The following is a 21,498-nucleotide window of genomic DNA, read 5'->3' as shown; positions in this document are numbered from 1 at the left end:
AGCCACGCGGTCTATGCGCCCGAGGTGCGCCATCCGGTGGAAGTGGCAGCCAGCGACGAAGCCCACCTGGTCGCCTGGCTATCCAAGCGGCTCGGCGCGCCCTTGCGGGTGCCAGACCTGCGCGGACAGGGATTTCATCTGATCGGCGGGAGGCTGGGCGTGGCCGAAGGCGGTCCGTCGGCGATCCTGATGTACGAGGCCGATGACGGAACCCGGCTGTCGCTGCAGTTGCGGCATATGGCACGGGATACACCCGATACGGGCTTCCGGCTGGAGCGGATCGGCTCCGGTCCCGGAGATCGCGCGCCCGCCGCGGCCGGCACCATGGCTTTCTACTGGGTGGACCGGGATATCGGCTTCGCGCTGGCCGGACGGATCGAGCGCGCACCGCTGCTGGCGCTGGCGCAGGCTGTCTATCAGCAGTATCAAGGTGGCTAGGGCTGCCTTGCGGCTTGCCTGCAGCCGACCGCCGGGCCGCTTGCGCACATCGGGCGGCGGCACCAAGCGTGGTGGCCGCGAAATAAAGATGTCAGGTTTTACAGGGGCCATCCGACTCAAGCTGGAGTCCAATCATCGTGCACATGGGCCTGGCCAAGGGCCGGCACGAATGGCGAGGCGCTTTCCATCCATGGCATGCAACGAGGAACAACGATGCTGATTCCCTCTCCCAAATGGCTGCGCGGCGACGATATCGCTGCCAGCGAGATCACGCCGCGCGGTGTTTTCCAGGCGCGCCGCCGCCTGCTCGCCACCGCCGCCGCGGGCGCAGCAGGGAGCACGCTGGCCCCGTGGTTCGCGCGCGATGCGCTGGCGCAGGCTCCGCGCGGCCAGAAGTTGCCGGCCACGCCCAATAACGCGTATGTCGTGACGGAGAAGCGCACGCCATACGAGGATGTCACCACCTACAACAACTACTACGAGTTTGGCACCGACAAGTCGGACCCCGCGCGCAACGCGGGCACCCTGCGTACCCGGCCCTGGCAGGTCGCGGTCGAAGGCCTGGTGAAGAAGCCCAAGGTCTACGATATCGACGAGCTTATGCGCCTGATGCCGATGGAAGAGCGCGTCTACCGGCTGCGCTGCGTCGAGGGCTGGTCGATGGTGATTCCCTGGAGCGGCTATTCCCTGGCCGAATTGATTCGCCGCGTCGAGCCGCAGGCCGGCGCGAAGTACGTGGAATTCGTCACCCTCGACGACAAGAAGCAGATGCCGGGTGTCAGCAGCCGCGTGCTGGACTGGCCCTATACCGAGGGCCTGCGCATGGACGAGGCCATGCACCCGCTGACCCTGCTGGCCTTCGGCCTCTATGGCGAGGTGCTGCCCAGGCAGAACGGCGCACCCGTACGCGTGGTGGTGCCCTGGAAGTACGGCTTCAAGAGCGCCAAGTCCATCGTCAGGATCCGCTTTGTCGACAAGCAGCCTGGCACCAGCTGGAACCAGGCCGCGGCGCAGGAGTATGGCTTCTACTCCAACGTCAATCCGGACGTGGACCACCCGCGCTGGAGCCAGGCCACGGAGCGCCGCATCGGCGAGGACAAGGGCAGTGGCTTTGGCGCCTTGTTCGCGCCCAAGCGCAAGACCTTGCCGTTCAACGGCTACGCTGCGCAGGTGGCCTCGCTGTACCAGGGCATGGACCTGAGGAGGTTTTTCTGATGCCGTCCCCGGAACTCTCATCGCAGCGCCGGCCAGTGCCCGCGGCGGCGGCAAGCGCGGCGCGCAGCGGTGGGCAGCCCGGTCTGGCCAATCTCGCCCCCGAGCGCCTGCGCAAGGTGAAGCTTGCGGTGTGGCTGCTTGCCATGCTGCCGTTCCTGCGCCTGCTGTATCTCGGCTTTACCGGCCAGTTCGGCGCCAATCCGCTGGAGTTCGTCACGCGTTCCACCGGCACGTGGACGCTGGTGATGCTGTGCGTCACGCTGGCGGTGACGCCGCTGCGCCGGCTCACCGGCTGGAACTGGCTGATCCGCCTGCGCCGCATGCTCGGGCTGTTCGCCTTTTTCTACGGGCTGCAGCATTTCCTGCTGTGGATCGGGGTGGACCGCGGGTTCGATGTCGCCTACATGATCAAGGACATCGCCAAGCGACCCTTTATCACGGTGGGCTTTGCTGCCTTCGTGCTGATGGTGCCGCTGGCTGCTACCTCCGCCGATGCCATGGTCAGGCGGCTGGGCGGCAAGCGCTGGCAATGCCTGCATCGCGCGGTGTATGCCATCGCCGTGCTGGCCATCCTGCACTACTGGTGGCACAAGGCCGGCAAGCACGATTTCGCCACGGTCTCGATCTATGCGGCGGCGGTTTTCGGCATGCTGGCGATGCGGGCCTGGTGGTGGTGGCGCAAGCCTGCGCGCCGGTGATCCGCCGGTCTTCGGCTGGCGCTCAAGATCGGGCGCGATCATATCCGGCCGGCCGCATGCCATCGCGGCCAGCCGGACGCGCCGGCGGGAAAGGCGCCTCAGCCTGCCAGCAGGCGTTCGTCGCGGAACAGGTCTTCCACGCGCTCGCGGCCGCGCACCAGGTGCACGTCGGCGCCGTCGACCATGACTTCGGCCGCGCGCGGGCGGGTGTTGTAGTTGGAGCTCATGACGAAGCCGTAGGCGCCGGCCGACATCACCGCCAGCAGGTCGCCCGGCTGCACTGCCAGCGCGCGGTCGCGGCCAAGCCAGTCGCCGGATTCGCACACCGGGCCGACCACGTCGTAGGTGATCGCGGCAATGCCGTCCGCGTCACGCGACTGGACCGGCTCGATACGGTGGTAGGCCTCGTACATGGCAGGGCGCGCCAGGTCGTTCATGGCGGCATCGACTATGCAGAAGTTCTTGGCGGCGCCCGGCTTGAGGAACTCGACCTGGGTCAGCAGCACGCCGGCATTGCCCACCAGCGAGCGGCCCGGCTCGAACAGCACTTCGCGATGGCCATGGCCGCGCTCGGCCACGCGGTCCAGCAGCGTGCGGGCAAAGCCGGTGATGTCCGGCGGGGTTTCGTCGTCGTAGGTGATGCCGAGACCACCGCCAACGTCGATATGTTCCAGCTTGATGCCTTCGCGTTCGAGCGCTTCCACTACGTCCAGCACCTTGTCCAGCGCTTCCAGGTAGGGCGCGACTTCGGTGATCTGCGAGCCGATATGGCAATCGATGCCAGCCACTTCCAGGTGCGGCAGCGCGGCGGCGGCGCGGTAGGTGGGCAGCACGTCCTCGAAGGCCACGCCGAACTTGTTGCCCTTCAGGCCGGTGGAGATATACGGGTGGGTCTTGGCGTCCACATCCGGGTTGATGCGCAGCGATACGCGCGCGCGCTTGCCCAGGCTGCCGGCCACGGCGTTGAGGCGGTCCAGTTCGGGGATCGACTCCACATTGAACGACAGCACATCGTGCGCCAGCGCCAGTTCCATCTCGGCGGCGGTCTTGCCCACGCCGGAGAACACCACCTTGCGCGGATCGCCGCCCACCGCCAGCACGCGCTGCAGCTCGCCGCCGGAAACGATGTCGAAGCCCGCGCCGAGCTTGGCGAAGACCTGCAGCACGGCCAGGTTGGAATTGGCCTTCATGGCATATTGCACGCGCGCGCGGCGGCCCTCGCAGGCCTTGGCGTAGGCGTTGTAGGCGGCGGTCAGCGCGGCGCGCGAGTAGACGAAAGTGGGGGTGCCGTATTCGGCTGCGATGCGCGCGAGGGGGACGTGCTCGACGGCGAGCGCGCCGTCGTGGCGATGGAAGAAAGCGGTCATGGTTACTTGGCGGTGGGGGGGGCGGCCGGGGCCGGTGCGGAACCCTGGGCTGCTGGCAGCGGCATGGCCGGATTGCTCAGGCCGGGATCCGGTACACCGGGCTGGGCCGGCGCGGGTGGCTGCTTGGGCATCACCAGCGGGCCGCGGATGCCGCATCCCGACAGCAGGGGCATCGCAAGGTTGGCGGCAATCGCCGATACAATCGCAACACGACGCAACATCGGGTCGTCCTTAAAGAGTCGTCCCGGGCCGATCCCTCCATACGGAATGGGGGCGGCGGGACCTGCGGAAATACGAAAACCTGTTCAACACGTTACCGGCCGAGCGGCGCTGGCCGGCGGCCCTGGAGTTTAGCATGCCCCCCATGAGTGAAAGTGAGTTCCTGGCCCTGGCCCAGCAAGAGCTGGACCGGCTGGAGAGCGCGGTGGAAACCGCCGCCGATGCGGCTGACGCGGATATCGAAATCAACCGCGCCGGCAACCTCATCGAGCTCGAGTTTGAAGACGGCTCCAAGATCATCGTCAACAGCCAGGCGCCGATGCAGGAGCTGTGGGTGGCGGCGCGCGCGGGCGGCTTCCACTTCCGCCACGACGGCCAGCACTGGATCGATACGCGCGGCGGCGGCGAGCTGTACGCGGCGCTGTCCGGCTATGTAAGCCAGCAGGCGGGGGTCACGCTGAAGCTGGCCTGACGCAGCGCGGGAACGAAAAAGCCGGCTCGATCGAGCCGGCTTTTTGTTGGGCCGAAGCTCCCGGGGCGGATTTCAGCCCCCGCCGAACATCTCCAGGATGCGCTTCTTCTCCGCCTCGACGTCGGCAGGCGATTGCGTGCTCTCTTCCGGCTTGCCCGGCCATGGATCGCCCAGGCCCACCGAAGCCACGCCGGCGCCGCCCGCGTTTTCCTCGAAGGCCCAGTCGCCTCCCACCATCACCACGCCTTCCGGCGCCTGGCGCTCCGGGATCTCCGGCACGCCCTTGAGCATCTTGCCCATGTAACCCACCCAGATCGGCAGGGCCAGGCCGCCGCCGGTCTCGCGCACGCCCAGGCTCTTGGGCTGGTCGTAGCCCATCCAGGCGATGGCCACCAGCTTGGGTGTGTAGCCCGCGAACCAGGCGTCCACGGCGTCGTTGGTGGTACCGGTCTTGCCGGCCAGGTCGTTGCGGCCCAGGCGCTGCTTGGCGCTGTTCGCCGTGCCGCTGCGCACGACCTCGCGCAGCATGCTGTCGGCGATGAAGGCGGTGCGGGCGTCGAGCACGCGCACCGCATCCTCGCCGGCGCGCTGGGGCTTGGTCTCGGAAATCACGTTGCCGCGGGCATCGACCACCTTCTGGATCAGGTAGGGATTGACGCGGAAGCCGCCATTGGCAAACACCGAGTAGGCCCCCGCCATCTGCAGCGGGGTGACGCTGCCGGCACCGAGCGCCATCGGCAGGTAGGCAGGGTGCTTGTCGGCATCGAAGCCGAAGCGCGTGATGTAGTCCTGGGCGTACTGCGTGCCGATGGCGCGCAGGATGCGCACGGACACCAGGTTCTTGGACTTGGCCAGCGCACGGCGCATGGTCATCGGGCCTTCGAACTTGCCATCGTAGTTCTTCGGCTCCCACACCTGGCCGCCGTTGTCGCTGATGCTCACCGGCGCGTCGTTGATCACGGTGGCGGGCGAGAAGCCCTTTTCCAGTGCCGCCGAATAGATGAACGGCTTGAAGCTCGAACCCGGCTGGCGCCAGGCCTGCGTCACGTGGTTGAACTTGTTGCGGTTGAAGTCGAAGCCGCCGACCATCGAACGGATCTCGCCGTCTTCCGGGTTGAGCGAGATAAAGGCAGCCGATACCTCAGGCAACTGCGTGACCGTCCATGCGCCTTTCTCGTCCTGCGTGACGCGGATGATCGCACCCGGGCGGATCTTGGCCTTGGGCTGCGCGTTGGACGCCAGCGAGGGCGCGATAAAGCGCAGCGCCTGGCCTTCGATGGTGGCGACTTCGCCCGACAGCAGCGTGGCCTGCACCTGCTTGGCGGAAACGCTGGTGACCACGGCCGAGCGCAGGTCGTCGCTGCCCGGGTGCTCCAGCAGCGCGTCGTCGATGGCCTGCTCGCGCTCGTCGGCGCTGGAAGGCAGGTCGATAAAGGCCTCGGGGCCGCGGTAGCCATGGCGGCGCTCGTAGTTCATGATGCCCGAGCGCACGGCCTCGTAGGCAGCGTCCTGGTCGGTCTTGTTGAGCGTGGTGTAGACGGTCAGGCCGCGGGTGTAGGTTTCCTCGCGGTATTGCGCGTACATCAGCTGGCGCACGATCTCGGCCACGTACTCGGCGTGGGTGGAGAATTCGTTGCCTTCGCCGCGGACCTTCAGTTCTTCATGGATGGCCTGCTCGTATTGCTCGGGCGTGATATAGCGCAGGTCGCGCATGCGCTGCAGGATGTATTCCTGCCGCACCTTGGCGCGCTTCGGGTTCACCACCGGGTTGTAGGCCGAAGGCGCCTTCGGCAGGCCGGCCAGCATGGCGGCCTCGGCCGGCGTCACGTCCTTGATCGACTTGCCGAAATACACCCGTGCCGCGCTGGCGAAGCCGTAGGAGCGCTGCCCCAGGTAGATCTGGTTCATGTACAGCTCGAGGATCTGGTCCTTGGAGAGGTTGGCCTCGATCTTGTAGGCCAGCAGCATCTCGTAGAGCTTGCGGGTGAAGGTCTTCTCGCTGGACAGGAAGAAATTGCGCGCCACCTGCATGGTGATGGTGGAGGCGCCCTGCGACAGACCGCCGCGCAGGTTGGCCAGGCCGGCGCGCAGCACGCCGACGAAGTCGACGCCGCCGTGCTCGTAGAAGCGGTCGTCCTCGATGGCCAGCACGGCCTTTTTCATGACGTCCGGGATCTGGGCGATCGGCACGAAATTGCGTCGTTCCTCGCCGAACTCGCCGATCAGCACGTTATCGGCGGTGTAGATCCGCAACGGGATCTTGGGCCGGTAGTCGGTGATGGTATCGAGCGAGGGCAGGTTGGGGGCGGCCACCAGCAGCGCGTATCCCACCAGCAGAGCCACCGCCACGATCCCGGCCACCAGCAGGCCCAGAGCCCAGAACGTTATCCGCATCCAGATCGGACGCCGGGCGGGCAGGGACGGCTTCTGTTGTGCTGTGGCCATAGGGAAATACCTAGTTAGAGGTGCCGGGATTATATCTCCCGGGATCGCCTGACCTCGGCGCGCTGTGGCGCGGCCGCCGCTATTGCGCTGTTACAAGATGTAATGGGATTGAGACCTGCATGAAATGAAAAGAAGGGCGGGGCGGAGCGGGGAAGGACGAGCGTCGGATTTTGGCAACGCTTTATGTGAGGGGCCCACGAAAAGCAATCGTGGTCAAACCGGCACATTGCCAGCGCCCCGTTTTTTAGTGAGAATCCACCAACTAAAAGAGCAAAACGTTTCATCCAAGAAACAATACAGACTCGCCAAATTAGAGCAACCAAGCCAAGGCGAGTTCAACGGTCAGGGGGTCACCTTGCGGCGAGGTATCTTGTCGGGGTTGTTGCGCCGTACGACGGTCGGCGTTGACATCGGGTCGTCCAGCGTTAAGGTAGTCGAGTTGTCGGTGGGCAGCGGCAAACAGGACTATCGCCTGGAGAAATGCGCCAGCGAATTGCTGGACCGTCAGGCCGTTGCCGATGGCAACGTGGTCAATATCGAAGCGGTGGGCATTGCCCTCAAGCGTGCGCTCGGCAAGGCCGGGATTCGCACCAGGGAGGTTGTGCTCGGCGTGCCCTCGATGCTGACGGAATCCCAGACCGTCAGCCTCCCGGACAATCTGTCCGAGGACGAACTCTATGTGCAGGTGGAATCCGAGGCGCATCGTCTCTATCCGCCATCGCAGGCCGTCAATTTCGATTTTGCCGTGATCGGCCCCAGCGAGACCGAGGGCGGCATCGGCGTGCGCGTGACCGCAGCCAACAGCGACCGCGTGCAGGAGCGCGTCACCGCCGCCGAGATGGCAGGGCTGAAGCCGCATGTGATGGATGTCGAGGAATACGCGGTCCAGCGCTCGGTGGTGCAGATGCTGGGCGTGCCGGCGGACATCAGCGAGACCGATGCCAAGGACCTGCCCGTGGTGGCGGTGGTTCACCTCGGCGGCAGCCGTTCCAAGGCGATCTTCTACCAGGGCTGGAAAGAGCTCTACGAGCAACCGCTCAACAGCTACGGCGACCAGCTCACCCAGAGCGCGGCGCGCATGTTCACGCTGGACGCCCTCAAGGCCGAGATCAAGAAGCGCAAGAACACCCTGCCGGAAGCCTGGCGTACCCAATTGCTGCAGCCCTCCCTGGAGGCGCTGGCGGCTGAGGTGCACGGCGCGGTGCGCAATTTCCTCGCGACTTCGAGCACTGGCCGGGTCGACGAGATCCTGCTCTCGGGTGGCCACGCATCGCTGATCGGCGTGCAGTCGGCCATCGAGCAGCAGGCCGGGATCACCACCACGCTGGCCAACCCGTTCGCCAACATGATGACAGCCGGCAAGGTCAACGAGCGCTATCTGCAGCGCGACCTGCCAGCCTACATCGTGAGCGCCGGGCTTGCGCTGCGCGGCCTGCAGTAAGCCAGCGAGGGAAGCCGCATGTCTATCAACACGATCCCGACAGTCAACCTGCTGCCTTACCACGAAGCCCGCAAGGCAGCGCGGCGCAAGAAGGTCTACACCATGCTGGGCGGGGCGGCGCTAGCCGGCGCGCTGGTGGTGGTGCTGGGCGGTGCGTATATCGATCACCGCATCGAAGCCATCTCCGGCCTGAACCAGGTGCTGGCCGCGGAGAATGGCCGCATGGATATGCAGATCCGCGAGGTCAACACGCTGCGCAAGGATATCGAAGGGCTGCTGCAGCGCCAGAAGGCCATCGAGGGCCTGCAGAACGAGCGCAACCGCCCCGTGCAACTGCTGGAGGAACTGGTGCGGCAGGTGCCCGAAGGCGTCTACCTGACCACGCTCAAGCAGAGCGGCGACGCGTTCACCGTGACGGGCATCGCCCAGTCGAACGAGCGCGTGTCGGAGCTGCTGCACAATCTCGGCCAGGTGCAGTGGCTGGACAAGGCCGAGCTGATCGAATCCAAGGCCGTGATGATGACCAACAACCTGCGTGAACAGCGGCGCCTGTTCGACTTCTCGATGCGCTTCGCCTACCGCGCGCCGGAAGCGGCGGAGGACGGCAAGACGGGCAAGGCCGGCGGTGCGAGCGCCGCCAGTGCGGCAAACGGCGGGAAGGGCTGATCATGGCACTCGATAGCGAAATCTCGCTGGCCGCGCTGAACGATCTCGGCGCGCAGTTCCGCGGCCTCAACCTCAACGAGCCCGAAACCTGGCCGGCCGCGCCGCGCATCCTGTTCGCCGTTCTGGCGGCGGTGCTGGTATTGCTGCTGGGCTGGCAGTTCTACTGGAGCGGCAAGCTCGACGAACTGGATCGCAAGCACGCCGAGCAGGAAAGCCTGAAGCAGGCCTACCAGAGCAAGGTGGCGCAGGTGGCCAACCTGGACGCGCTGCGCAAGCAAAAGGCTGAAGTGGAGCAGCGCGTGGCGCTGGTCGAGCGCCAGTTGCCGAACAAGACGGAGATGGATGCGCTGCTGGCCGACGTGAACCACGCCGGCGTGGCGCGTGGCCTGCAGTTCGAACTGTTCAAGCCGCAGCCCGCCGTGCTCAAGCCCTACTTTGCCGAGATCCCGGTCAACCTGAAAGTCACCGGTCGCTATCACGACGTGGCGCAGTTCAATGCCGACGTTGCCGCGCTGTCGCGCATCGTGTCGATGCAGGGGATGCAGTTCACGACCGGCAAGGACGGCGGCCTGACGATGGAGGCCGTGGCAATGGCCTATCGCGCGCTCGACCCAGAGGAACAGGCGGCGCAGCGCAAGGCGGAGGCCGCTGCGGCCAAGACGGCCGCGGGAGCGAAGAAATGAGGCGAGCGATCCAGCTTTCGCGCCTGCGCGCCTGCGCCTGTGCGCTCGCCGGCGCTGCGTTGCTGGCGGCCTGCGGGGCCAGCGAGGAAGACGGCCTGCGCCAGTGGATGGCGCAATCCCGTGCCGCCAAGGCGCCGCCGCCGGCACCGTTGCCCGAACCCAGGCCCTACGTGCCGCGCGACTATGCCGGGCGCAACTCGCCCGAGCCCTTTGCCCAGAACAAGATCGGCGACCTCAACCGGGTGCTGGCGGAGTCGCCGGAATCCGGCCGCCGCCGCGAGCCGCTGGAGGATTACCCGCTTGAGAACTTCAAGATGCTGGGCTCGATGAAGAAGCGCGGCGAGACCTACGGCATCGTGCAGGTAGATAACAAGATCCACCACGTCAAGGTGGGGCAGTATCTCGGCCAGAACTATGGCCGGGTGGTCCGCATCAGCGATTCCGAGATCGTGTTGCGCGAATTGGTCAGGGAAGGGGTAGCCGAGTGGAAAGAGAAAATGACCAGCCTGAAGCTGGAGGGGTCGGCATGATCATGGGTCGCTGGTACCGCGCGCTCGCTGGCGCCGCGGTGATGATGCTGGTACTGGGCGCGCCGGCTGCATCGGCGCAATCTTCGACAACCGGCAACACGGTCAAGCGCGTGGATGCCAGCATGGTGGGCGAGCAGACCGTCTTCACCGTCGAATTGCAGGGACCGCCGGCGCAGAAGCCGGCGGATTTCACCACGCAGAACCCGCCCAAGCTCGCCATCGATTTTCTCGATACCGGCTTTGCCGCCGGACGCGCGCAGTACGACTATTCCGGCAAGCTGCTCAAGAGCGCCAATGTGGTGCAGATCGGCAATCGCACCCGTGTGATCCTCGACCTCGCCCGTGTGGCCAGCTATCGGACCGAGGTGCGCAGCAACCTGTTCGTGGTGCTGCTCGACAACGTTGCTCCGTCAGCGCGGGCGGCGGTGCCCACCTTCGCGCCCAGCTCCGCGCAGACGGTGCCGGCGGACCGGCCCGCCGTGCGCAATATCGACTTCCGGCGCGGGCCGGATGGCGCGGGGCGCGTCGTGGTCGATCTTTCCGCGCGCGATTCCGGCATCAATATCGCGCAGCAGGGCCAGAACGTGGTGGTCGACTTCCTCAACGCGTCGTTGCCCGATGCCCTGCGCCGGCGCTATGACGTGACCGACTTCGGCACGCCCGTGCAGGGCATGCGGGCAGCGGACAACAACGGCAGCACCCGCCTGACCATCGAGCCGCGCGGCAACTGGGAGTACAGCTCCTACCAGACCGATACGCAGTTCGTGGTGGAGGTGCGCCCGGTCAAGGAGGATCCTGCCAAGCTGATCAGCGGCGCGGGCTTCCGCGGCGAACGGCTCTCGCTGAACTTCCAGAACATCGACATCCGCTCGCTGCTGCAGGTGTTTGCCGATTTCACCAACCTCAACATCATCACCAGCGAAAGCGTGCAGGGCAACCTGACGCTGCGGCTGAAGGATGTGCCGTGGGACCAGGCGCTGCAGATCGTGCTCGACGCCAAGGGGCTGGCCTCGCGCCGCAACGGCAATGTGCTGTGGGTGGCACCCAAGGCCGAGCTGGCCACCAAGGAAAAACTCGAGCTCGAATCGCAGCAACAGATCAACGACCTCGAGCCGATCCGAAGCCAGGTGTTCCAGCTCAACTACCAGCGCGCCGAGGACGTGAGGCGCATGCTGCTCGGCCTGGCCGCGGTGGGCAGCACCGGCGGTGCGGCAGCAGGCGCGCTTGGCAGCATGGGCGGGATCGGCGTTGTGGCTGGCGTGGGCGGCGCGGCAGCCAATACCCGCATGCTGTCCAAGCGCGGGTCGCTGACTGCCGATCCCCGTACCAACCAGCTGTTCGTGTCCGATATCGCGATCAAGCTGGAAGAAGTGCAGAGCTTCCTCGGCAAGATCGATGTTCCGGTGCGCCAGGTCATCATCGAGGCGCGCATCGTCGAGGCCAACGATAGCTTCAGCCGCAACCTGGGCGTGAGGCTGGGCTTTGCCTCAAAGACGGCCGGCGCCGGCTACGGCAACACTTACACCAATGTGGTGAGCCCGGTCACGCAGAACGCCACCTGGGACAACGGGCCCGCGCTGAGCCTGCCCGCGGCGGCGATCAACGGCGTCAACCCCGGCTCGGTCGCGGTCAGCCTGTTCAGCAATACGGCGGGCCGGTTCCTGGCGCTGGAGCTGTCCGCGCTGGAGGCGGATGGGCGGGGCAAGATCATCTCCAGCCCGCGCGTGGTCACCGCCAACAATATCAAGGCGCTGATCGAGCAGGGCACGGAGCTGCCCTACCAGGCAGCCACGTCCAGCGGTGCGACCTCGGTGCAGTTCCGCAAGGCCAACCTCAAGCTGGAAGTGACGCCGCAGATCACGCCGGAAGGCAACGTATTGCTGGACGTCGATGTCAACAAGGACAGCGTGGGCATCCAGACCACTTCGGGCTTTGCGATCGACACCAAGCACGTGCAGACACAGGTCCTGGTCGAGAACGGCGGCACGGTGGTGATTGGCGGCATCTATACGCAAACCGAGTCCACCAACGTCAACAAGGTGCCGCTGCTGGGCGACATCCCGGTGCTCGGCAACCTGTTCAAGGATAACGCCAAGGTGAACAACCGCACCGAGCTGCTGGTGTTCCTGACACCGCGGGTGCTCAACGATAACGTGTCGCTGAAATAGCCCCGGCCGCGCCGGATGCAGTAGACTGACAGGCCGCATCGATCCGATGCGGCTTTTTTATTGCCCAGGCGGTTGAGCTGGGCGAGGGTGCATGGCAGGCGTGCAAGGCTGGTCGCAAGGCGGGTTGCCTTGTGTCGATTGCGCCGCGCCACTTGCCCGGAACGTCCCAACATAAGAAGATGATGCAGTTTTCTACCGCGAGGACCGGCCAGAGACCCGGCTCCCGCCCGACACGCCAGTGACAGTCACCCGCCCGAACCTTTTCTTTGTTGGCCTGATGGGTGCCGGCAAGACCACCGTCGGCCGAACCGTGGCCCGGCGCCTGAGCTACCCCTTCTTCGATTCGGACCACGAACTCGAGGCGCGTTGCGGCGTGCGTATCCCGATCATTTTCGAACATGAGGGCGAAGCCGGTTTTCGCGACCGCGAAGCGCTGATGATCGACGAGCTCAGCCAGCGCAGCGGCATCGTGCTGGCCACCGGCGGCGGCGCCGTGCTGCGGCCGGAGAACCGCGCCCACCTGAAGGCGCGCGGCACGGTGGTCTACCTGCGCGCCAGCCCGCACGACCTGTGGCTGCGCACCAGGCACGACCGCAATCGCCCGCTGCTGCAGACCGAGGACCCCAAAGGGCGGCTGGAAGCGCTCTATGGCGAGCGCGACCCGCTGTACCGCGAGGTGGCGGATTTCATCATCGAAACCGGCAAGCCTTCGGTGGCGCAGCTTGCTAATATGGTGTTGATGCAACTTGAGATGGCCGGTTTCACCGTGGCCGCCGAAGAGCCCGAAAGGGACGACGGCGAGTGCGCGGAAAAGCTCCCGGCGCAGGACCAGAATCACGATGATCACCCTTGAAGTCAGTCTGGGGGAGCGCAGCTACCCCATCCATATCGGCACCGGCCTGCTGGACCAGGCCGAATTGCTCCGCCCCCATGTGCGCGGGCAGCACGCCGTCATCGTCACCAATGAAACCGTGGGGCCGCTCTATGCCGCCCGGGTCCAGGCCACGCTGGCGGCGCTTGGCAAGACCGTGCGCACCGTGACCCTGCCCGACGGCGAAGCCTTCAAGCAGTGGGAAACGCTCAACCTGATCTTCGACGCGCTGCTGACCGCGGGCGCCGACCGCAAGACCACGCTGATCGCCCTGGGCGGCGGCGTGGTGGGCGATATGACCGGGTTTGCCGCCGCCTGCTATATGCGCGGCGTGCCCTTCGTGCAGATGCCTACCACCCTGCTGGCCCAGGTGGATTCCTCCGTGGGCGGCAAGACCGGCATCAACCACCCGCTGGGCAAGAACATGATCGGCGCCTTCCACCAGCCCAACGCGGTGATCGCCGATATCGACACGCTGCGCACGCTGCCGGAGCGCGAACTGGCGGCTGGCCTGGCCGAAGTGATCAAGCACGGCGCCATCGCCGATGCCGAGTACTTCGGCTGGATCGAGCGCAATATCCACGCGCTCAACGCCTGCGACCCCGACCTCATGATGCTGGCAGTACAGCGCTCCTGCGAGATCAAGGCCGCGGTGGTGGCCAAGGACGAGCGCGAGGGCGGCCTGCGTGCCATCCTGAATTTCGGCCACACCTTCGGCCACGCCATCGAGGCCGGCATGGGCTACGGCGAGTGGCTGCACGGCGAGGCGGTGGGCTGCGGCATGGTGATGGCGGCGGACCTGTCGCATCGCCTGGGATTCATCGATACCGAGACGCGCTCGCGCGTGGTGCAACTGACGCGCGCCGCCATGCTGCCTGTCGTGGCGCCGGAACTCGGCACCGACCGCTACATCGAACTGATGAAAGTGGACAAGAAGGCCGAGGCCGGCAGCGTCAAGTTCATCTTGCTGCGCAAGCTGGGCGAAGCCTTCATTACCACCGTGCCGGATCCTGACCTGCGCGCTACCTTGCAGCATGCGGTGCTCAGGCCGCCTACCGAGGCGCCGGTCGCCTGACGCGATCGGTTGTGCCTTGCAACCCCACCCGGGCGGCGCACGGCCACCCGGGCGGACGCCCGACCGGATTGCCGCATGACCGACCTCGAAAGCCATCTCGCCCCTTATGCCGCCCGTTCCGCGCACACCCGCGGGCGGGTGCATGTTGAACCGCCCTCGTCGTCGCGCACGGAGTTCCAGCGCGACCGCGACCGCGTCATCCACAGCACGGCCTTCCGGCGGCTCGAGTACAAGACCCAGGTTTTCGTCAATCATGAGGGTGATCTTTTCCGCACCCGGCTCACGCATAGCCTGGAGGTGGCGCAGATCGCCCGCTCCATCGCGCGCAACCTGCGCCTGAACGAGGACCTCGTCGAAGCCATCTCGCTGGCGCACGATCTCGGGCACACGCCCTTTGGCCACGCTGGCCAGGATGCGCTGAACAACTGCATGAAGAACCACGGCGGCTTCGAGCACAACCTGCAGAGCCTGCTGGTGGTGGATGAGCTGGAAGAGCGCTATGGCGGCTTCAACGGGCTCAACCTGACCTTCGAGACACGCGAGGGCGTGCTCAAGCACTGCTCGCGCGTCAACGCCTCGGCGCTGGGCGAGCTGGGCCGGCGCTTCCTGGAGGGCACCCAGCCCTCGCTGGAAGCCCAGCTGGCCAACCTGGCGGACGAGATCGCCTACAACAACCACGATATCGACGATGGCCTGCGTTCCGGCCTGCTGACGCTGGAGCAGATGGACGAGGTGCCCATGTGGAGCCGGCACCGGGCCGAGGCGGCGGCAGCGTTCCCCGGCATCAACGGGCGGCGCGTCATCAACGAAACCGTGCGGCGCATGATCAACACGTTGATCGTCGACCTGATCGAAACCACCAGCCGCAATATCGCCGCTGCCAACCCGCGCACCATCGACGCGGTGCGGGCAGCCGGCCCGCTGGTGGCGTTCAGCCCGGCGGTGCGCGAGGAAGCGGTGGCGCTCAAGCGCTTCCTGTTCCGTCATCTTTATCGCCATTACCTTGTCATGCGCATGTCGGCGAAGGCGCAGCGCATCATCTCCGACCTGTTCGATGCCTTCATGGCTGACCCGCGCCTGCTGCCGCCGCAATACCAGGCCGGGCAGGGCCGCGATCAGTCCCGCCTGATCTCGCACTATATCGCCGGCATGACCGACCGCTACGCGATCCGCGAGCACCGCCGCATCTTCGCGGTCGACGAGGGCGGCAGCTGACGCCGCCCGGGGCAGCGGAAAAATTGGGGACGGATCAGCTGGCGGCTAGGCTATCATCGGGCATGGCATTCGCTTGAGACAGTGACCCGGTGGCCGCATGCCGCCGATCTTCTTCACCCCATCATGGCCCGACTTCCTCGTTTTTCCCCAGCCGCGCTGCCGGCGCTCGTGTTGCAACGCGGCAACAATCGCCAGCCGGTCTTTCTTGGTGCGGACGACTACCTGCACTACCTCGACTGCCTGCGCATGGCGGCGCGCGAGCATGACCTGGCGATCCATGCCTACGCCTTGCGGCCCAATCATGTGCATCTGGTGGCCACGCCACGGCATGCCGATTCGCTCAGCCTGACCATGCAGGCCGTGGGCCGCCGCTATGCGCGCTATTTCAACCGGGCCGCTGGCCGGACCGGCACGCTGTGGGATGGCCGCTTCCGCTCGGCGGTGTTCGATCCCGGGCAATGGATGCTGCCGGCGATGCTTTACGTGGAGGGCAACGCGGTGCGCGCGGGCGACGCGAGTGCGCCCGAGGCCGATCGCTGGAGCAGCTACCGCCATCATGCCGGCATCGAGGCCAGCCCCTTTGTAAGCGATCACTCTGCCTATTGGGCGCTTGGTAATACGCCGTTCGAGCGCCAGTCCAATTATCGCGGCGTGGTGGCCGAGGGCCTGTCGTCCATGACGCTGGCCACGCTGCGCAGCCACGCGCATAGCGGCTGGCCGCTGGGCGACGCCGCGTTCCTGGCGCAGCTCGAACGCCAGGGCGGGCGGCGTGTGCACCCGTTGCCGAAGGGGCGGCCGGCGGGCCGCACCGCCCAGGCCCGCGAGCCCGAACCCGATCCTGCGTAAAGCGGACGTCACGCCAAGCCGCGCAGCCGTGCGAGCCTTCCACGGCACGCACCGCAATGCACCATCTTTAGTGTGTCCCCATTTAAATGCCATCCCCGATGTGGTGCGGGGAAAATTATGATCTGACCCCATTTAAAATTTTTGCGGGACGGGAACGATTCTTTTATAGTTCCTCCACCCACATTCATTGTGCGGCGCGTCACGCTTGCGTACGCCGCTGCGGCCCCGCTGTCCCTCTTGTTGCCCCCGAGCCGGTTTCCAAGCCGGTCCAGGTGGAAGAGTGCGGTTCCCGTTCCGGTCTGCCTTGCTGGCTGCGCAGCCCTCACCGGAATCAAGCCCGTGGACCAATCGCAATCCCAATCGAAGCAAACGATGGCCCAAGCCCAGGCCGTAGCGTCTGAGGCCGCCGCGCTCGCGCCCGCCTCGCGTCCGCAGGCTCAGGGCATGTATGACCCCGCCAATGAACATGACGCCTGCGGCGTCGGCATGGTTGCCCACATCAAGGGCAAGAAGAGCCATGAAATCGTCCAGCAAGGCCTGAAGATCCTGGAGAACCTGGATCACCGGGGCGCGGTCGGCGCGGATGCGCTGATGGGCGACGGTGCCGGTATCCTGATCCAGATCCCGGACCAGTTCTACCGCGAGGAAATGGCCAGGCAGGGCGTGACCCTGCCGCCGTCCGGCGAGTACGGCGTGGGCATGATCTTCCTGCCGAAGGAACACGCTTCGCGCCTGGCCTGCGAGCAGGAACTCGAACGCACGGTGCGCCTGGAAGGCCAGGTCGTGCTGGGCTGGCGCGATGTGCCGGTGGACGCCGCCATGCCGATGTCGCCGACGGTGCGCACCACCGAGCCGGTGATCCGCCAGATCTTCATCGGTCGCGGCCGCGACATCATGACCACGGACGCGCTGGAACGTAAGCTCTACGTGATCCGCAAGACCGCCAGCCACGCCATCCAGGCGCTCAAGCTCAAGCACGGCAAGGAATACTTCGTGCCGTCGATGTCGGCGCGCACGGTGGTGTACAAGGGCCTGCTGCTGGCCAACCAGGTCGGCGAGTACTACCTGGACCTGCAGGACCCGCGCGCCGTGTCGGCGCTGGCCCTGGTGCACCAGCGTTTCTCCACCAACACCTTCCCGGCCTGGGAACTGGCTCACCCGTACCGCATGGTCGCCCACAACGGCGAAATCAACACGGTCAAGGGCAATGTGAACTGGGTCAACGCGCGTACCGGCGCGATCTCCTCGCCGGTGCTGGGCGACGACCTGCCCAAGCTGTGGCCGCTGATCTATCCCGGCCAGTCGGACACCGCCTCGTTCGACAACTGTCTCGAACTGCTGACGATGGCAGGCTACCCGCTCGTCCACGCGATGATGATGATGATCCCGGAAGCCTGGGAGCAGCACACGCTGATGGACGACAACCGCCGCGCCTTCTACGAGTACCACGCCGCCATGATGGAGCCGTGGGACGGCCCCGCCGCGATCTGCTTCACCGATGGCCGCCAGATCGGCGCCACGCTGGACCGCAACGGCCTGCGCCCGGCACGCTTCTACGTGACCGAGGACGACGTCGTGGTGCTGGCTTCGGAAGCCGGCGTGCTGCCTTTCCCCGAGTCGCGCATCGTGCAGAAATGGCGCCTGCAGCCGGGCAAGATGTTCCTGATCGACATGGAGCAGGGCCGCATCATCGACGACAAGGAGCTCAAGGACAACCTGGCCAACGCCAAGCCCTACAAGAGCTGGATCGACGCCGTGCGCATCAAGCTCGACGAGCTGGACGCCAAGCCCGAGGACGTGGCCGCCGAGAAGAAGCCGTCGGCCAAGCTGCTGGACCGCCAGCAGGCCTTCGGCTACACCCAGGAAGACGTCAAGTTCCTGATGGCGCCGATGGCGCTGGCCGGCGAGGAAGCCACCGGCTCGATGGGCAATGACAGCCCGCTGGCGGTGCTGTCGTCCAAGAACAAGACGCTGTACCACTACTTCAAGCAGCTGTTCGCCCAGGTCACCAACCCGCCGATCGACCCGATCCGCGAGAACATGGTGATGTCGCTGGTGTCCTTCATCGGACCCAAGCCCAACCTGCTCGAGCTGAACAACATCAACCCGCCGATGCGCCTCGAAGTGTCCCAGCCCGTGCTGGACTTCAAGGACATCGCCAAGATCCGCAATATCGAGCACTACACCGGTGGCAAGTTCCGCTCCTACGAGCTGAACATCTGCTATCCGAAGGCGTGGGGCAAGGAAGGCATCGAGGCCCGCCTGGCCTCGCTGTGCGCAGAAGCCGTGGACGCCGTGCGTTCGGGCTACAACATCCTGATCGTGTCGGACCGCCGCGTCGATGCCGACCACGTCGCCATTCCCGCGCTGCTGGCAACTTCCGCCATCCATCACCACCTGGTGGACAAGGGCCTGCGCACCTCGGCCGGCCTGGTGGTGGAAACCGGCACCGCGCGCGAAGTGCATCACTTCGCCCTGCTGGCCGGCTACGGCGCCGAAGCCGTGCACCCCTACCTGGCGATGGAAACGCTGGCCGACATGGCGCAAGGTCTGTCGGGCGACCTGTCGCCCGAGAAAGCGGTCAAGAACTTCGTCAAGGCGATCGGCAAGGGCCTGCAGAAGGTGATGTCCAAGATGGGCATCTCCACCTATATGTCGTACACCGGTGCGCAGATCTTCGAAGCCATCGGCCTGTCGCGCGAACTGGTGCAGAAGTATTTCCATGGCACCGCATCGAATGTCGAAGGCATCGGCATCTTCGAGGTGGCGGAGGAGGCGCTGCGCCTGCACCAGGAAGCCTTCGGCGATAACCCGGTGCTGGAAACCATGCTCGACACCGGCGGCGAATATGCCTACCGCGTGCGCGGCGAAGAGCATATGTGGACCCCGGATTCGGTGGCCAAGCTGCAGCACGCCGTGCGTGCCGACGACGGCAAGGGCGCGTACCAGACGTACAAGGAGTACGCCAACATCATCAACGACCAGAGCCGCCGCCACATGACGCTGCGCGGCCTGTTCGAGTTCAAGGTGGATCCCGCGCGCGCCATTCCGCTGGAAGAAGTGGAATCGGCCAAGGACATCGTCAAGCGCTTCGCCACCGGCGCCATGTCGCTGGGCTCGATCTCGACCGAAGCCCACACCACGCTGGCCGTGGCGATGAACCGCATCGGCGGCAAGTCCAACACCGGCGAAGGCGGCGAGGACGAGAAGCGCTATCGCAACGAACTGCGCGGCATCCCCATCAAGAAGGGCGACACGCTGCAGGGCCTGCTGGGCTCCGAAGCGGTGGTGCGCGACCTGGAGCTGCAGTCCGGCGACTCGCTGCGCTCGAAGATCAAGCAGGTGGCCTCGGGCCGTTTCGGTGTGACCGCCGAATACCTGGCTTCGGCCGACCAGATCCAGATCAAGATGGCGCAGGGCGCCAAGCCGGGCGAAGGCGGCCAGCTGCCCGGCCACAAGGTCTCGGACTACATCGGCAAGCTGCGTTACTCGGTGCCTGGCGTGGGCCTGATCTCGCCGCCGCCGCACCACGACATCTACTCGATCGAGGATCTGGCGCAGCTGATCCACGACCTGAAGAACGTCAACCCGAGCTCCGATATCTCCGTCAAGCTGGTGTCGGAAGTGGGCGTGGGCACCGTGGCCGCGGGCGTGGCCAAGGCCAAGGCCGATCACGTGGTGATCGCCGGCCATGACGGCGGCACCGGCGCATCGCCGTGGTCGTCGATCAAGCACGCCGGCACGCCGTGGGAGCTGGGCCTGTCCGAGACGCAGCAGACGCTGATGCTCAACGGGCTGCGCAACCGCATCCGCGTGCAGGCCGACGGCCAGATGAAGACCGGCCGCGACGTCGTCATCGGCGCGCTGCTGGGCGCCGACGAGTTCGGCTTTGCCACCGCGCCGCTGGTGGCCGAAGGCTGCATCATGATGCGCAAGTGCCACCTGAACACCTGCCCGGTGGGCGTGGCCACGCAGGATCCGGTGCTGCGCAAGAAATTCCAGGGCAAGCCCGAACACGTGGTGAACTTCTTCTTCTTCGTGGCCGAAGAAGCCCGCGAGATCATGGCCCAGTTGGGCATCCGCTCGTTCGACGAACTGATCGGCCGTGCTGACCTGCTCGATACCAAGCCGGCCATCGAGCACTGGAAGGCACGCGGCCTCGATTTCACCCGCGTGTTCTACCAGGTACCGTTCCCGGCCGAAGTTCCGCGCTTCCATACCGACGTGCAGGACCACGGCCTGTCGCTCGAAGCCGGCAAGGCACTCGACCACGTGCTGATCGCCAAGGCACGCCCGGCCATCGACAAGGGTGAGCGCGTGTCGTTCATCCAGCCGGTGAAGAACGTCAACCGCACCGTCGGCGCCATGCTCTCGGGCGTGGTGGCCAAGCAGTATGGCCACGAAGGCCTGCCCGACGACACCATCCACATCCAGCTGCAAGGCACCGCCGGCCAGTCCTTCGGCGCCTTCCTGGCGCACGGCATCACGCTGGACCTGGTGGGCGACGGCAACGACTACGTCGGCAAGGGCCTGTCGGGCGGCCGCGTGATCGTGCGCGCACCGCACGAGTTCCGCGGCGACCCCACCCGCAACATCATCGTGGGCAACACCGTACTGTACGGCGCGATTGCCGGCGAAGCGTTCTTCAACGGCGTGGCTGGCGAGCGCTTCGCGGTGCGCAACTCCGGCGCGGCTGCGGTGGTGGAAGGCACCGGCGACCATGGTTGCGAGTACATGACCGGCGGCACCGTGGTGGTGCTGGGCGGCACCGGGCGCAACTTCGCGGCCGGCATGTCGGGCGGCGTGGCCTACGTCTTCGACGAGGACGGCCTGTTCGACAAGCGCTGCAATACCTCGATGGTCGCGCTCGAAGCGGTCCTGGCCGCGGCCGAGCAGGAGAAGGGGCAGTCCCAGGCCTCCTGGCACAAGGTGGGCGGCAAGCGCGAGCTCGACGAGAACATCCTCAAGGGCCTGATCGAGCAGCACTTCCGCTTCACCGGTTCCGAGCGCGCCAAGGCGCTGCTGGCGGACTGGACCACGGCGCGCCGCAAGTTCGTCAAGGTCTTCCCGACCGAGTACAAGCGCGCGCTGGGCGAGATGTACGCCAAGGAACAGGACGCCAAGGACGGCGACCGCATCGCGGCCTGAG

Annotated in this window: 17 protein-coding genes; 14 read left to right on the top strand and 3 right to left on the bottom strand. The window is 66.0% G+C overall.

The genetic code is table 11. The features are described from left to right. The 3 genes from P3W85_RS18925 to msrQ all read left to right on the top strand — a co-directional run. Window positions 1–438 (top strand): anti-sigma factor family protein (locus P3W85_RS18925; protein ID WP_430869569.1); only part of this gene is annotated, 438 nt, incomplete at its 5' end. Between the two features lie 213 nt (window positions 439–651). Further along, window positions 652–1,653 (top strand): protein-methionine-sulfoxide reductase catalytic subunit MsrP, encoded by a 1,002-nt coding sequence (gene msrP, locus P3W85_RS18920; RefSeq protein WP_276265926.1) that lies wholly within the window; start codon window positions 652–654, stop codon window positions 1,651–1,653. Continuing rightward, window positions 1,653–2,351: a protein-methionine-sulfoxide reductase heme-binding subunit MsrQ gene (gene msrQ / locus P3W85_RS18915; RefSeq protein WP_017225327.1), complete on the top strand. Its 699-nt coding sequence runs from the start codon at window positions 1,653–1,655 to the stop codon at window positions 2,349–2,351. The genes msrP and msrQ overlap by 1 nt, the downstream gene beginning before the upstream one ends. Window positions 2,352–2,449: 98 nt before the next feature. Here the strand turns inward: msrQ and lysA are convergent, their stop codons facing one another. Together lysA and P3W85_RS18905 are read right to left on the bottom strand one after the other, a co-directional pair. Beyond that, window positions 2,450–3,718: a diaminopimelate decarboxylase gene (lysA, locus tag P3W85_RS18910; RefSeq protein WP_276265925.1), complete on the bottom strand. Its 1,269-nt coding sequence runs from the start codon at window positions 3,716–3,718 to the stop codon at window positions 2,450–2,452. Window positions 3,719–3,720: 2 nt separating this feature from the next. Continuing rightward, entirely contained in the window at window positions 3,721–3,939 is a 219-nt protein-coding gene (locus P3W85_RS18905) for a lipoprotein (RefSeq protein ID WP_276265924.1), read from the bottom strand. Between the two features lie 134 nt (window positions 3,940–4,073). Here P3W85_RS18905 and cyaY point away from each other — a divergent pair, with 134 nt between their 5' ends. Then, window positions 4,074–4,409 (top strand): iron donor protein CyaY, encoded by a 336-nt coding sequence (gene cyaY / locus P3W85_RS18900; RefSeq protein ID WP_035814322.1) that lies wholly within the window; start codon window positions 4,074–4,076, stop codon window positions 4,407–4,409. A gap of 72 nt (window positions 4,410–4,481) precedes the next feature. On the opposite strand, the gene P3W85_RS18895 is transcribed toward cyaY, so the two are convergent. Then, the gene (locus P3W85_RS18895; RefSeq protein WP_035814298.1) at window positions 4,482–6,854 is read right to left on the bottom strand and encodes a penicillin-binding protein 1A; all 2,373 of its coding nucleotides are present in this window, start codon (window positions 6,852–6,854) and stop codon (window positions 4,482–4,484) included. Window positions 6,855–7,224: 370 nt separating this feature from the next. Here P3W85_RS18895 and pilM point away from each other — a divergent pair, with 370 nt between their 5' ends. The 10 genes from pilM to P3W85_RS18845 all read left to right on the top strand — a co-directional run bounded on the left by pilM (window position 7,225) and on the right by P3W85_RS18845 (window position 21,497). Next, on the top strand, window positions 7,225–8,295 hold the full coding sequence (gene pilM, locus P3W85_RS18890) for a type IV pilus assembly protein PilM (RefSeq protein ID WP_276265923.1): 1,071 nt from the start codon (window positions 7,225–7,227) through the stop codon (window positions 8,293–8,295). Between the two features lie 18 nt (window positions 8,296–8,313). Further along, on the top strand, window positions 8,314–8,961 hold the full coding sequence (locus P3W85_RS18885; RefSeq protein ID WP_276265922.1) for a PilN domain-containing protein: 648 nt from the start codon (window positions 8,314–8,316) through the stop codon (window positions 8,959–8,961). Between the two features lie 2 nt (window positions 8,962–8,963). Next, a complete protein-coding gene (locus P3W85_RS18880; RefSeq protein WP_276265921.1) occupies window positions 8,964–9,644 on the top strand; it encodes a type 4a pilus biogenesis protein PilO in 681 nt (226 codons plus the stop codon). Further along, window positions 9,641–10,174 carry a pilus assembly protein PilP gene (locus tag P3W85_RS18875; protein ID WP_017228791.1) on the top strand — a complete coding sequence of 178 codons (534 nt, stop codon included), beginning with the start codon at window positions 9,641–9,643 and terminating at the stop codon, window positions 10,172–10,174. Before P3W85_RS18880 ends, P3W85_RS18875 begins: the two co-directional genes overlap by 4 nt. Beyond that, a complete protein-coding gene (pilQ, locus tag P3W85_RS18870; protein ID WP_276265920.1) occupies window positions 10,171–12,342 on the top strand; it encodes a type IV pilus secretin PilQ in 2,172 nt (723 codons plus the stop codon). The genes P3W85_RS18875 and pilQ overlap by 4 nt, the downstream gene beginning before the upstream one ends. Window positions 12,343–12,619: 277 nt before the next feature. After that, window positions 12,620–13,195: a shikimate kinase gene (locus P3W85_RS18865; RefSeq protein ID WP_017228793.1), complete on the top strand. Its 576-nt coding sequence runs from the start codon at window positions 12,620–12,622 to the stop codon at window positions 13,193–13,195. Beyond that, window positions 13,182–14,288, top strand: a complete 1,107-nt coding sequence (gene aroB, locus P3W85_RS18860) for a 3-dehydroquinate synthase (protein WP_276265918.1) — start codon at window positions 13,182–13,184, stop codon at window positions 14,286–14,288. Before P3W85_RS18865 ends, aroB begins: the two co-directional genes overlap by 14 nt. 75 nt (window positions 14,289–14,363) lie before the next feature. Next, window positions 14,364–15,503, top strand: a complete 1,140-nt coding sequence (locus P3W85_RS18855; protein ID WP_017228795.1) for a deoxyguanosinetriphosphate triphosphohydrolase — start codon at window positions 14,364–14,366, stop codon at window positions 15,501–15,503. A gap of 123 nt (window positions 15,504–15,626) precedes the next feature. Beyond that, window positions 15,627–16,349: a transposase gene (locus P3W85_RS18850; protein WP_035814308.1), complete on the top strand. Its 723-nt coding sequence runs from the start codon at window positions 15,627–15,629 to the stop codon at window positions 16,347–16,349. A gap of 372 nt (window positions 16,350–16,721) precedes the next feature. Next, complete coding sequence (locus P3W85_RS18845; RefSeq protein ID WP_276265917.1) at window positions 16,722–21,497, top strand: glutamate synthase-related protein; 4,776 nt, start codon at window positions 16,722–16,724, stop codon at window positions 21,495–21,497. The last annotated feature ends 1 nt before the right edge of the window (window position 21,498 follow it).

It is taken from the genome of Cupriavidus basilensis (genome assembly GCF_029335485.1).
Classification (GTDB): Bacteria; Pseudomonadota; Gammaproteobacteria; order Burkholderiales; family Burkholderiaceae; genus Cupriavidus; species Cupriavidus basilensis_E.
The sequence above is the reverse complement of the archived record's forward strand: the minus strand, read 5'-3'. Positions and strand labels throughout refer to the sequence as shown.